The following is a 13001-nucleotide window of genomic DNA, read 5'->3' as shown; positions in this document are numbered from 1 at the left end:
CCTTAAAGATATTCAATGCGAACCGCGATTATCGAGGGATCGTAAAGGTGGGTCGCTGTTGAATACCAACGATCGGTGATTCGACTGTCCAATGCATGTCGCCGGCTTTGGGAGAACGACATGCATGCGCGACGCGCCTAGGTGATGGCCATCGCGCGCTTGTGGTCCTCGACTTCGGAAAGCAGCCAATCCTGAAACAGGCCGGTGCCCGGCTTGTTGCCGATGCTGCGACGCTGGTGCAGGTAGATGCCGGCCGGATAGGTGTGGCGGGCGCGAAACGGGGCGACAAGCTTGCCTTGCTGCAGAAAATCCTGCGCCATCATCGTGTCGGCAAGCGCGATGCCAGCGCCGTTGACCGCCTCGCGCATGATCAGCGTGCAATCGTCCAGGGTCGTGCTGGATTTCGGTGATGTCTCCAAAACGCCTTCCTGCTCCAGCCAACGCTTCCACCTCATGGTCTCGCATTCATGGATCAGATGGTGATTGACCAGATCGGCGGGTGATCGCAGCGGCACCGGCCCTTCGAGCAGCGAGGGCGCGCAGACCGGCGTCAGCAGCAGCGGGATCAGCAGCGTCAAGGCCGGGCCGGCCTTGTAGACGAATTCGTCGACGATGGCCAAATCGAAGTTGGCCCGCTTGCCCGAACTCGAAATCTCCAGATCGACGGACGGATGCAGCCGGCGAAAATTCGGCAGCCGGTCCGCCAGCCAAAGATTGAGAACAGCCGGCACGCACAAGACCCGGACACGCTGGGTCCGGCCGTGGCTCGGGCCATCGGAGAAACTGACATCGTCGGTGGCGCGCCAGATGGCCTCGAATGCTTCCGAGAGGCTGCGCGCATAGTAGGAGCCCCTGATGGTCGGCGTGATCTGGCGAAAGCCGCGTTCGAACAGATCCTGGCCAAGATTCCTTTCAAGTGCACGGATGTGGCGGCTGACGGCAGAGGGCGTCAGGTGCAGTTCTTCGGCTGCGTCCTTGACGCTGCCGAGACGTGCGGCGGCCTCGAAGGCGCGCATGCCATTGAGTGAAGGTAAGGCCATGGCCCGATCATGAATTGTCAGTTGAGTTTTTGTCAATCGACATGGACAAAATTGGCGTTTGATCACCAGGGTCCTTCGGGGATACCCAGAAGGCAAGAGCGACCAAGTCGCCATCAGAAAACGATTATTTGGGGCCTTCCGGCACCATTCCACCAGTGGCAGAGACCGGCCTGATCGGTTTTCCCCGCTGGCAGGCGAAGCTTTGCGCAAAGGGGCGCTGAGGCCGGGCCAAAATGGGAGAATGACTGCTTATGCCTCAATCGCCAGTGCCGGTCTTTGAAGCGGCCGACGAGATTTCGGCTGAAGCCGCTGTCGTCGTTATCCTGCAAACGGCCAAGACAGGCTTTGGTCCACGGGCAGCGGCGCTGGATGTCGAGTTAAGCGGGATTTTGTCCCGTGCCTGCTCCGACCCGGACGCTTTGGCCGAGTCTGGCACCTGCATCGATGTGATCGCTCCCCAGACTGTATCGGCCCGGCGCGTCATCGTTCTCGCTTTGGGCAAGGCTGAGGCTTTAACCACGCTGTCACTGGCGCGTGCCGGCGGTTTGCTGGCCGCGCATCTCGAAGGCAAGAGCGAGTGCGCGGCTACCTTGCTCCTGGACCCGATCGCCAGTGTCGACCTGCCAGGCGCGGACATCCTGGCGCGCGTGGCGCTCGGCATGCGGCTGCGGCGCTATCGCTTCGACATGCGCAACCAACGCCAGGGTGCCGGCGCGGATCGAACCCTGCGTGTGCAACTGGTCGGCGCAAGTCGCGCCGAGCTAGCCCCGGCGCTGGCACGGATCAACGCCATTGCCGACGGCGTCGAATATGCGCGCACGCTGGTCAATCTGCCGCCGAACCATCTCCATCCCGACAACTTCCACGATCACCTGGAGCCGCTGCGCGAAGCCGGCATCGACGTCGAGATCCTCGATACGACAAAGCTCGGGGAACTCGGCATGAATGCGATCCTGGCTGTCGGGTCAGGGTCGATACGGCCGCCGTGCGTTGCTGTCCTGCGCTATCGCGGCAAGGGTGCTCCTATGCAGCCCATGGCTTTCGTCGGCAAGGGCGTATGCTTCGACTCCGGCGGGCTCTGCATCAAGCGCGGCGAGCAGATGTTCGACATGAAGGCCGACATGGGTGGCGCGGCCGCCGTTGTCGGCCTGCTGATAGCGCTGGCCCGGCAAGGCAGCCCTGTGCATGCTGTCGGCATTCTGGGCATTGCCGAGAACATGCCGTCCGGCACCGCGCTGAAGCCGCGCGACATCATCACGACGGCTTCAGGACAGACCGTGGAAGTGTTCGACACGGATGCGGAAGGGCGCCTGATCCTGGCCGACTGCCTTTACTATGCGGCTTCGCGCTTCAACCCCTCGTTGATCGTCGATCTGGCGACGCTGACCTATTCGGTGATGCGCGGCCTCGGATCGATATTCGCCGGTCTGTTCAGCACCGACAATACCATCGCGACGCAGATGATCGCGGCCGGAGAAACGGTCGGCGAGCGCTTCTGGCAGTTACCGCTCGACCGAGCCTACGATGAGGGGCTGCAGTCGCCATTCGCCGATATCCGGCACCACGCCAAGGACATGGAAGATGGCGACGCGCCCTATGCGGCGGCGTTCCTGCGCCACTTCACCGAGGATCGGCCCTGGGTGCATCTCGACATAGCCGGCAAGGAAATGGCCGATAAGGATCAACCGCTCGGCCGGGAAGGCGCCACAGCGTTCGGCGTGCAGATGCTGGAAGAATGGGTCCAGGCCAACCGCAAGGTGAACTAGGCGCCCACGGACAACGACAAGATGCCTTCAAAACGTGCAAGGAGCCGGGATGTCGTCTGAGATCAGTAGTAGGGAAGGGCGAGCCGCCTTCGGCAGCTACGAAACCTGGTATCGAATCTCCGGCGAACTGGATGCCGACAAGGCCCCAATCGTGATCCTGCACGGCGGTCCGGGTGTCGCCCACAATTATGTCGATGCCTACAAGCTTCTTGCCCGAAGAGATCGCGCCGTCATCCACTACGACCAATTGGGTTGCGGCAATTCGACTTTGCTGCCCGAGAAGGGCGCCGACTTCTGGACGGCCAGGCTCTTCATCGACGAGCTTGAAAACCTGGTCGACTATCTCGGCATTCGCGCCGGCTTCCATGTCCTTGGCCAGAGCTGGGGCGGCATGCTGGGCGCCGAATATGCGGTGACGCGGCCGAAGGGTCTGAAGTCGCTGACCATCGCCAACTCGCCGGCTTCCATGAAGCTGTGGGTCGAAGAGGCCAACCGGTTGCGCGCCGACCTGCCCGGGGATGTCCAGGAAACACTGACCCGCCACGAGCAGGCCGGCACGACGGACGATCCCGCCTACCAGGCGGCGACGATGGTGTTCTACGAACGGCATGTCTGCCGGGTGGTGCCTTTCCCACCCGAGGTAGCCGAGACCTTCGCCCAGGTCGTGCGCAATCCGACGGTCTATCATGTGATGAACGGGCCCAACGAGTTCCATGTCATCGGAACCCTGAAGAACTGGAGCATCATCGATCGCCTGCCGGCCGTCGATGTTCCGACGCTGATCATCTCCGGACGCCATGACGAGGCGACGCCCGCGACCGTGCAGCCCTACAAGGACGGCATCAAGGGATCGCGCTGGGAGATATTCGAGCATTCCAGCCATATGCCGCATGTCGAAGAGCAGGACCTGTGCATGCGGTTGGTGGGAGACTTCTTGGACGACAACGACAACAGAGAAAAGGGGAACTAAGCATGAAGAAACTGCTTCTGGCGGCGTCAGCCGTGGCATTGCTGGCCGGCACCTGGCTGGCCCCGGCGCAGGCCGAATATCTCAAAGAGCACCGAGGCGGCACCATTCGCCTTCTAGCCCGCTCAGCGGCGGGAACGCTCGATCCGCACATCAACTACACCGACCAGGGCTGGCAGATGTACCAGCCGATCTATGACGGACTGGTCGCCTTCCGCAAAGCCGAGGGCATGGACGGCTTCACCATCGTACCCGACCTCGCCGAGGCGCTGCCGCAGGTCAGCAATGACGGCAAGACCTTCACCTTCAAGCTGCGCAAGGGCATCAAGTTCTCCGACGGCCATGATCTCAGCGTCAAGGACGTCGTCGCCTCCTTCCAGCGCATCTTCAAGGTTTCCGGGCCGACCTCCGGTACTTTCTATGCCGGCATCGTCGGCGCCGACAAGTGCCTGGCCGACACCAAGAGCTGCACGCTGGAAGGCGGCGTTGTCGGGGATGAGGCCGCCGGCACAGTCACCCTCAACCTCACCAAGCCTGACGCCGAGATCCTCTACAAGCTCGCCTTGCCGCACGCCGTGGTGCTGCCGGCGGACACGCCCGCGGAAGACATGGGCTCCAAGCCGATTCCCAGCACCGGCGCTTACATGATCTCCGCCTTCGACCCCAACAAGGGCATGACGGTGTCGCGCAACCCCAATTTCAAGCAGTGGAGCGAGGACGCGCAGCCGGACGGCTATCCGGATGTCGTCCAATATGATTTCGGCCTGTCTGAGGAAGCGGCCGTCTCGGCGATCCAGAACGGCGAAGCAGACTGGATGTTCGATGCGCTGCCGAGCGATCGTCTCGGCGAACTTGGCAGCAAGTCCATGGACCAGCTTCACATCTCGCCGCTTTCAGCGTGGTGGTATGCGCCGCTGAACAACCGTCTCGCTCCGTTCGACAACGAAAAGGCGCGCCAGGCCGTTGCCTATGCGATCGACCGCAACACGCTGGTCAAGCTGTTCGGCGGCAAGGTGCTGGCCTCGCCGGTCTGCCAGGTCCTGCCGCCGGACTTCCCCGGCCATGAAGATTACTGCCCCTTCACCAAGAACCCTGGCGCCAAATGGTCGGCGCCCGATCTCGACAAGGCAAAGCAGCTCGTCGAGGAATCCGGCACCAAGGGCCAGAAGGTGACCATCATCGCCGAGGACACCGCCATCTCACGCTCCATCGGCGTCTATCTGCAGAGCGTGCTGACCAGCATCGGCTATGTCGCCGACGTCAAGCCGATCTCGTCCAATATCCAGTTCACCTACATCCAGAACACCAACAACAAAGTGCAGATGTCCATCACCCAGTGGTACAAGGACTATCCTGCGGCTTCCGACTTCCTCAACATCCTGTTCTCCTGCGCTTCCTTCCGTGAAGGGTCGGACGCTTCGATCAACATCGCCGGCTTCTGCGACAAGGATATCGACGCCAAGATGCAAAAGGCGCTCGATCTCGGCGTGACCGACCAGAAAGCCGCAGACAAGATGTGGGCCGAGATCGACAGGCAGGTCACGGACAAGGCGCCGGCCGTCGGCCTGTTCACGCCGAAGCGGCTTGACTTCGTCAGCAAGCGCGTGGGCAATTTCAAGTTCAACCGGCAGTTCAACTGGATGATCACCCAATCCTGGGTGCAGTGATGGCCTGGGTGCAGTAACGAACTGCGGAGAGGGGCACGTCCGTGTCGAACCAAGTCGCTGCCATGCCGCGCAAGACGCGAGGGCCTTGGGCTGTCGCGTTTGCGAAGCTGGCAAGGAACAGGGCTGCCATGGCGTCCCTGGCCGTGTTCCTCCTCATTGTCCTGGCTTGCGTCAGTGCGCCTTTCTATGCGCACTGGGCGCAAGTCGACCCTTTCGCCTCGACGCTCGACGCCGTCATCCAGATCGACGGCGCCGACGTCGCGGTGATGGAGCCGTCGACAGAGGGGCTCGGACTTGGCTATACGCCGCTCGGCCCGACCTGGCGGCTCGGCAACTACTTCCTCGGCGCCGACAGCCAGGGACGCGACGTCATGGCAAGAATGCTCTATGGCGGACTGATCTCGTTGCTGATTTCCGGCGCCGCGACCATCTTCACCTTGATCCTCGGCACGTCGGCGGGACTGATCGCCGGCTATTTCGGCGGCATCACCGATACGGTGCTGTCGCGCTTCCTGGATGTGCTGTGGGCCTTCCCGATCTATCTCCTGGCGATTTCGCTTTCCATCGTCACCATCGCGCAGGGCATTTCGATCGGGCCGATCGAGATCGAGTCCGGCAGCCTGTGGCTGCCGGTCATCATCATCGGCATCGTCTACGTGCCTTATGTGGCACGCCCGATACGCGGGCAGGTCCTGTCGCTGCGCCGCAGCGAATTTGTCCACGCCGCGGTCAATCTGGGCGTGCCGGGATGGCGCATCCTGTGGCGCGACATCCTGCCCAACATCACCACCACGCTCATCGTCTTCGTGCCACTGATGATGGCGCTGAACATGCTGACGGAATCAGCGCTCTCCTTCCTGTCGATCGGCGTGCAGCCGCCGGCGGCGAGCTGGGGCACCATCATCCAGGACGGACAGGCATTGCTCTATACGCGGCCACTGGTGGCACTGGCGCCAGGCCTAGCGATCGCCGTGTCTGTCATGGCGCTCAACGTCTTCGGTGACGGCCTGCGCGACGCGCTCGACCCACGCTCCAAGGTTCGGCTGGGGCGCGACTGATGATCTACGCGATCCTGCGCCGCTTCGGTCAGATGCTGTTCGTGATGTTCGGCATCTCGGTCATCGTCTTCCTGATCTTCTTCGCGACGCCGGGCGCCGATCCGGCGGCGCGCATCGCCGGCCGCAACGCGTCGCCCGAAGTGCTGGAGGCGGTGCGCCACAGCTTCGGCTTCGACCGGCCGCTCTACGTCCAATACGTGACGATGATGGAGAAGATCTTCGTCACCGGTGATCTGACCTCGTTCGTCAATCGCGGCTGGAAGGTGGTGCCGGCCGTGCTGGATTCGATCCCGGTCACGCTGTCGCTGGTGTTCGGGGCGGCGATCCTGTGGGTGGTGGTGTCCATCATCATCGGCATCGTTGCCGCCGCCACGCGCGACAGCTGGCTGGACAAGATTCTGATGGCGCTTGGACTGCTCGGCATTTCCATGCCGGTCTATTGGCTGGGCGAGGTGATGAACCTGATCACTCAGAGCCGTTATCACGACAGCTGGCTGTTTTCCTGGGTGCCGCCGCTCGGCTACAAGAATTTCTCGGACGATCCAAAGGGCTGGTTCCTGACGCTGGTCATTCCGTGGATCACGCTGGCCATCCTCTACATCGGCATCTACGGGCGCGTGCTGCGCGCGGCGATCATCGAATCCCTGCAGGAAGACTATATCCGCACGGCCCGCGCCAAGGGCCTGTCGGAAACCCGCATCCTGCTGCGCCACGCGCTGCGCACGTCGCTCATCGCATTCGTCACGCTGTTCGGTCTCGATTTCGGCGCGCTGGTGGGTGGCTCCGCCTTGCTGACGGAGGTGGTGTTCGGGCTGCACGGCATCGGCAAGCTCACCTATGACGCGCTGCAGAATCTCGATCTGCCGATGATCATGGCAACGGTGATGTATGCTTCCATGTTCGTGGTCATCGCCAACGCGGTGGTCGATTTCGTCTACATCCTTCTCGATCCCCGCCTGAGGACGTCATGATACTGTCGGTGCGTGACCTCAGAGTATCCTTCCGGACCGATGACGGCCTGGTGCGGGCCATCGACGGCGTTTCCTTCGATCTTGGGGAAAGCGAGATTCTCGGCGTCGTCGGCGAATCCGGTTCCGGCAAGACCGTATCGCTGCTGGCCGTGATGGGCCTCATCACCGACCCCAATGCCGTCATCGAGGGCTCGATCCGTTACAAGGGCCGCGAGTTGGTGGGACTGCCGGCGCGTGAACTTCGGCGCCTGCGCGGCAACGAGATCGCGATGATCTTCCAGGATCCGATGACGGCGCTGACGCCGGTCTACACGATCGGCTGGCAAATCGCCGAGCAGATCCGCGCACATCGAAATATCAGCAAATCCAAGGCGATGGAGCGCGTCGAGGAACTGCTGGCCGAGGTGAATTTTCCCAATCCGCACGAGGCGATGTCACGCTACCCGCATCAGCTCTCCGGCGGCATGCGCCAGCGGGCGGTGATTGCAATGGCGCTGTCGTGCAATCCGGCCCTGCTGGTGGCGGACGAGCCGACCACCGCGCTCGACGTGACGGTGCAGGCCGGCATTCTCGACCTCGTGCGCAAGCTGCGCGCGACGCACAAGTCGGCCGTGGTCTTCATCACGCATGACATGGGCGTGGTCTCCGAACTCGCCGACCGCGTCATGGTCATGTATGCCGGCCGCGTGGTGGAACGCGGCAGCCGCATGGAACTGTTTTCCGATCCGCGCCACCCCTATACGCGCGCGCTGCTCGGTTCGATCCCGCCGCTGACCGGTGAGAAACCGCGCCGCCTGCCGGCCATTCCCGGCTCGCCGCCGTCGCTGCTGCGCTTGCCGCAGGGCTGCGCTTTCGGTCCGCGTTGCCCCGTCCACTACGAACCCTGCGAGACCGGCAAGCCCGACCTTGGGGCTGGACCCCACGCCGCCGCATGCTTCCGGGTGGCGCAGGCATGAGCGGATCGATGACCGACCGGGAGCCAATGAACGGCAAGGAACCGATGACCGACAGGGATCAGCCAATCCTCGAGACGCGCTCGCTGGCAAAGCGCTTCTCTATCGGCACCCGGTTTTCGGCGGAAGGCAGGCGAACCGTCCATGCGGTCGACAATGTTTCGCTGACGGTTCGGCGCGGCGAGACTGTCGGGCTGGTGGGCGAATCCGGATGCGGCAAGTCCACGCTGGCGCGCTGCCTGGTAAGGCTCTACGACATCACTGACGGCAGGCTTCTATTCGAAGGTGACGACATCACCTCGAAGTCGCTCTCCGAACTCAGGCCGCTGCGGCGGCGCCTGCAAATGGTCTTCCAGGACCCATCGGCCTCGCTCAATCCGCGCCGTCGTGTCGGCGACCTGGTGGCCGAGCCGCTGCGCATCCACGGCAAGCTTTCGTCTCGTGAGATCAGCGCGCGGGTTGCCGAACTGTTCGACCTCGTCGGGCTGTTGCCGGATCACGTCATGCGGTTCCCGCACGAATTTTCCGGCGGGCAGCGCCAGCGTGTCGGCATTGCACGGGCGATTGCCCTCAACCCCGATCTGGTCGTTCTGGACGAACCCGTCTCCGCGCTCGACGTGTCGGTGCAGGCGCAGATCGTCAACCTGCTTGCCGACCTGCAGGAGAAGCTCAACCTCACCTACATCTTCATCGCCCATGACCTGTCGGTGGTGCGCCAAGTGTCGACCCGCATCGCGGTCATGTATCTCGGCTCGATCGTCGAGGAAGGTCCGGCGGAAGAGGTGTTCGCAACGCCTGCCCATCCCTACAGCCAGGCGCTGATCTCGGCGGTTCCCGTCGTGGAGACAACGCCCAGCGGGACGCGCAAGCGCATCATCCTGACCGGCGACGTGCCGAGCCCGCTCAAGCCGCCATCCGGGTGCCGTTTCCACCCACGGTGCCCGATCGCGGCGGAGCGCTGCCGCACCGAGCGGCCGGAGTTGAGGGAATATCGACCGGGCCGCAAGGTGGCCTGCCACTTTCCGACGGTATAGCCCGCAGCCCATTGGCGCACGATGGCCGACAGATTTCCGAAAATTCTATCTTCAGCGTGGAACCAACCGCCAAGCCGCGCGTTTCAATCGGTTAGATCGCACGCATTGCGATCGACCGGGAGGAACCAATGGACTACCTGCATTTCTTTTCGCCCGTGCGGATTTCGCGCGGGCAGGGGCATCCTGTAGAAGAAGTGGATAATGTCGCCGAGGCGATGGTTTTCTTGCGCAAATGGCCGACGGGCCGGCGCGGGCCTGTGTATCAGTGCGCGCTGAATTGCTGCGCGGCCGCGTTGTCGGGCCAGATGTCAGCCGAAGAAGCAAGGAAGGCGTTCACCGGCTTTGCCCGGATCACGCGGCTTCTTGACGATGACATGGCGTTGCCCGTAGCCGGCGAAAACAGGGCGGACATATACGCGCTGCGGCGTTAGGAGCCATGGCTTCACAGGCGTAGCCTTCGCGTCGTGATAGCGCGCGGGGATGCGTTGGCGCGCGGCGGCCATGTTCCCCACGTCGCGAATAGCGATCTGGAGTTGCCAAGCGCCACGAAGCCCGACACAGATTCATCGGGCGTTCAAGGCGGCCCGGCTGAGCGTGCCATCTTCCCAGGCGGTCGGATCGGAGGGCCGACGGTTCTAAGCCGTCGAGAGCGCCATTTCGCGCTCTTGCCAATTTATAGAAGCCAATCACCACGCTTTCGAAATAAAAACGTTTGGAAATACTTATACGATTTCTACGCGGAGCATCTTTAAACCTGTTGTCGCGATCCCTACGTCATTTGCTGTAATGTCTGTCAAGGCAACACCGATGTGACATAGCTCACGACCACGCGCTTCCCCTCACTGGGGACTCGGGATGCGCGGTTATTTTCCCATCCAAAGAGCAGCCCAAACATTCGACGCCCTTAGTGCGCCGAACATGTCGCTGCGCAATCTCCCCGCTTCATCAATCAACACCAACCGGGTGGCCGGCGGGTGAACGAACCCGCGCGCCCATAGGAGACAGCAGATGGAAGCCCTACAATATGTCGGCCCGATGGAATGGATGGCGATCGAGATAGCCGTGCTGGCCATCGTGCTGGCAATCCTGTTCTGGTGGAGCGGCGTGGTCCGCTATATCTCAAACGACAGGCTCGGCATTTTGGAAAAACTATGGAGTTTCCGGGGCTCCGTAAGCAATGGCTTCATCGCGCTCAACCGTGAGGCCGGCTACCAGCCTGAGGTCGTGCGCGGTGGCCTGCATTTCTTCATGCCGTTCCAATATTCGATGCATCGCGCCAACCTTGTCACCATTCCGCAGGGTCAGATCGGCTATGTCTTTGCCCGTGATGGCAAGCCGCTGCCTCCGACGCAGACACTTGCTTCCAATACCGAAGCCGATGATTTCCAGGATGTGCGCGGCTTTCTCGAAAAAGGCGGACAGAAAGGACCGCAACGCAAGATCTTGCGTGAAGGCACCTATGCTATCAATCTCGCACAATTCATCGTGCTGACCGCCCAGTCGATCTATTCTGTTAATCTGAGTTCGTCGGAACAAAACCTTTTTACCAATATGTCTAGCATGATCTCGGAGCGGGGCGGCTTTGAGCCAGTCGTCATCCACAATGCCGAGGACATGATCGGCATCGTCACCATCCATGACGGTCCGGCCCTACCGGACGGCGAGATCATCGCACCGACCGTTGCCAATGATCCGAACGACCCGAACTTCCACAACAATTTTCAGGACCCTGAGAAGTTTCTCAATGCCGGTGGCTACCGTGGCCGGCAGTTGCAGGTGCTGGCCGACGGCAGCTACTTCCTCAATGGAATTTTCGCGACCGTCGAACTGGTCGAGAAGACGATCATTGATGTTGGCACGGTTGGTGTCGTCGTCTCCTATAACGGCCGCCATGGCACGGATATTTCAGGGCAGGCATACCGTCACGGCGAGCTGGTCGAAATCGGCTCACGCGGTGTCTGGTCAACGCCGCTACTGCCAGGCAAATATGCGTTCAATACCTATGCCGGCAATATCATTATCGTGCCGACCACCAACTTCGTGCTCAAATGGACGAAGGAGCAGTTTGGCGAACACAGGCTGGACGAGAACCTGTCCGAAGTGTCATTGATCACCAAGGATGCGTTCGAGCCTGTGCTGCCGCTCTCCGTCGTCGTGCATATCGACTATATGAAGGCGCCACTGGTGGTGCAGCGTTTCGGTGATATCAAGCGGCTGGTCGAACAAACGCTCGATCCGATGGTTTCTGCTTACTTCAAGAATATCGCCCAGACAAAGACGCTGATCCAGCTTTTGCAGGAGCGTAGCGATATCCAGCGCAAATCGGGCGAGGAGATGCGCGAAAAATTCAATTCCTACAGTCTCGAGCTGCAAGAAGTGTTGATTGGTACGCCCCGTGCCGCCAATGGCCAGAACAGCATAGAGCAGATCCTGATCCAGCTCCGCGAGCGCCAGATCGCGGTCGAAAAGGTCGAGACTTATAAACTGCAGGAGGCGGCGGCCATCCAGGAACGCACGTTGCGCGAGAAGGAGGCGCTCGCCGAACAGCAAGCCAAGATCACGACGTCGGCACTTACCATCGAGATCAGTGAGAACGAGGGCAAGGCGCAACTCGCCCGCACCCGCCAGCAGGCGGAAACCATTCAAGTCACCGCCAAGGCAGAGGCCGAGAAGGTGCGCCTCGGCGGCCAGGGCGAGGCTGACATGATCAAGGCTATCGCGCTTGCCGATGCCGAACGCATCAAGGCGACCGGTTTCGCGGATGCCGAGAGGGTGCGTGCCATCGGTCTGGCGGAGGCCGAGGCCACCGAGAAGAAGGNGGCGACCGGTTTCGCGGATGCCGAGAGGGTGCGTGCCATCGGTCTGGCGGAGGCCGAGGCCACCGAGAAGAAGGTCGCAGCCTTCGGCGGCCCGGACTATCAGCTCAACTCGCAGGTTCTCATGCGCTTCGCCGAGGCGATCGAGAATGGCAGGATCCCGCTGGTGCCGCAGATCCAGATGGGCGCTACCGGTGGCGAGAAGGGGGCTGCCAATGGCCTTGTGGAGATGATGCTTTCGATGCTCGTCGCCGACCGGGTCGGACCGCAAAACCTACCGGATGAGATACCGGCACCGGTTGAGGAGGAATGATTGAGGATGGGCCGGTTGTTCCGGCCCATTTTGCGCTCTGCCGAAACATGCGGCGGCGAGGCGCAGGAATCCACTCATGCCGGCCGATCCGTCCAACCAGCGTGGCCCGGATCTTTGCCAACACAAGGCCAAGCCTCTTTAGGGCGATACGCGCGAGATCAACAGGTTCGACGATCGAGGGCCGCGATATTGCACTTCCAAGATGTCTTTGGAGCACATCGAAGGCTGCGACCTTGGAGCGGCAAGGGGACTTGCCTACATCGCACATGTCGTCGATATGAAGGTCCATGAGTTGGCCAAAAGTTTTCAAATGCTGAACAATCAAGAGCTTGCCATCGCCCCGATGATGGACTGGACAGAGAGGTAAGTAGAAACAACCACTTATACTGCACCGTGCACACGCCATGCACACGAGG

10 protein-coding genes are annotated in these 13001 nt (G+C 61.6%); 9 read left to right on the top strand and 1 reads right to left on the bottom strand.

Annotation, left to right across the window (positions count from 1 at the left end; translation table 11 throughout):
• Positions 1-137: 137 nt before the first annotated feature.
• Complete coding sequence (locus X741_RS156035; protein WP_023764951.1) at positions 138-1040, bottom strand: LysR substrate-binding domain-containing protein; 903 nt, start codon at positions 1038-1040, stop codon at positions 138-140.
• 251 nt (positions 1041-1291) lie between these two features.
• Here X741_RS156035 and X741_RS156040 point away from each other — a divergent pair, with 251 nt between their 5' ends.
• The 9 genes from X741_RS156040 (at position 1292) to X741_RS156080 (ending at position 12585) form a co-directional block, all read left to right on the top strand.
• Complete coding sequence (locus tag X741_RS156040) at positions 1292-2806, top strand: leucyl aminopeptidase (RefSeq protein WP_023777411.1); 1515 nt, start codon at positions 1292-1294, stop codon at positions 2804-2806.
• A gap of 49 nt (positions 2807-2855) precedes the next feature.
• Complete coding sequence (locus tag X741_RS156045) at positions 2856-3776, top strand: proline iminopeptidase-family hydrolase (protein WP_023777410.1); 921 nt, start codon at positions 2856-2858, stop codon at positions 3774-3776.
• Positions 3777-3778: 2 nt separating this feature from the next.
• Positions 3779-5440 (top strand): ABC transporter substrate-binding protein, encoded by a 1662-nt coding sequence (locus X741_RS156050; RefSeq protein ID WP_023764954.1) that lies wholly within the window; start codon positions 3779-3781, stop codon positions 5438-5440.
• Between the two features lie 41 nt (positions 5441-5481).
• Positions 5482-6498 carry an ABC transporter permease gene (locus tag X741_RS156055; RefSeq protein ID WP_023777409.1) on the top strand — a complete coding sequence of 339 codons (1017 nt, stop codon included), beginning with the start codon at positions 5482-5484 and terminating at the stop codon, positions 6496-6498.
• Complete coding sequence (locus X741_RS156060) at positions 6498-7469, top strand: ABC transporter permease (protein ID WP_023777408.1); 972 nt, start codon at positions 6498-6500, stop codon at positions 7467-7469. Before X741_RS156055 ends, X741_RS156060 begins: the two co-directional genes overlap by 1 nt.
• Positions 7466-8425, top strand: a complete 960-nt coding sequence (locus X741_RS156065; protein ID WP_023777407.1) for an ABC transporter ATP-binding protein — start codon at positions 7466-7468, stop codon at positions 8423-8425. Before X741_RS156060 ends, X741_RS156065 begins: the two co-directional genes overlap by 4 nt.
• A gap of 44 nt (positions 8426-8469) precedes the next feature.
• A complete protein-coding gene (locus tag X741_RS156070; RefSeq protein ID WP_023777406.1) occupies positions 8470-9456 on the top strand; it encodes a dipeptide ABC transporter ATP-binding protein in 987 nt (328 codons plus the stop codon).
• A 128-nt stretch (positions 9457-9584) separates the two neighbouring features.
• Positions 9585-9887, top strand: a complete 303-nt coding sequence (locus X741_RS156075; RefSeq protein WP_023764959.1) for a DUF982 domain-containing protein — start codon at positions 9585-9587, stop codon at positions 9885-9887.
• Positions 9888-10464: 577 nt separating this feature from the next.
• Positions 10465-12585 (top strand): flotillin family protein, encoded by a 2121-nt coding sequence (locus tag X741_RS156080; RefSeq protein ID WP_023777405.1) that lies wholly within the window; start codon positions 10465-10467, stop codon positions 12583-12585.
• The last annotated feature ends 416 nt before the right edge of the window (positions 12586-13001 follow it).

The sequence above is a fragment of the Mesorhizobium sp. LNHC221B00 genome (genome assembly GCF_000502935.1).
GTDB lineage: Bacteria > Pseudomonadota > Alphaproteobacteria > Rhizobiales > Rhizobiaceae > Mesorhizobium > Mesorhizobium opportunistum.
The sequence above is the reverse complement of the archived record's forward strand: the minus strand, read 5'-3'. Positions and strand labels throughout refer to the sequence as shown.

Bases quoted from the DNA above. Each gene is read 5' to 3' on its own strand.
- X741_RS156050 (WP_023764954.1), top strand. From the start codon at position 3,779: ATGAAGAAACTGCTTCTGGCGGCGTCAGCCGTGGCATTGCTGGCCGGC.
- X741_RS156040 (WP_023777411.1), top strand. From the start codon at position 1,292: ATGCCTCAATCGCCAGTGCCGGTCTTTGAAGCGGCCGACGAGATTTCG.
- X741_RS156035 (WP_023764951.1), bottom strand. From the start codon at position 1,040: ATGGCCTTACCTTCACTCAATGGCATGCGCGCCTTCGAGGCCGCCGCA.
- X741_RS156065 (WP_023777407.1), top strand. From the start codon at position 7,466: ATGATACTGTCGGTGCGTGACCTCAGAGTATCCTTCCGGACCGATGAC.
- X741_RS156075 (WP_023764959.1), top strand. From the start codon at position 9,585: ATGGACTACCTGCATTTCTTTTCGCCCGTGCGGATTTCGCGCGGGCAG.
- X741_RS156070 (WP_023777406.1), top strand. From the start codon at position 8,470: ATGACCGACAGGGATCAGCCAATCCTCGAGACGCGCTCGCTGGCAAAG.
- X741_RS156045 (WP_023777410.1), top strand. From the start codon at position 2,856: ATGTCGTCTGAGATCAGTAGTAGGGAAGGGCGAGCCGCCTTCGGCAGC.
- X741_RS156060 (WP_023777408.1), top strand. From the start codon at position 6,498: ATGATCTACGCGATCCTGCGCCGCTTCGGTCAGATGCTGTTCGTGATG.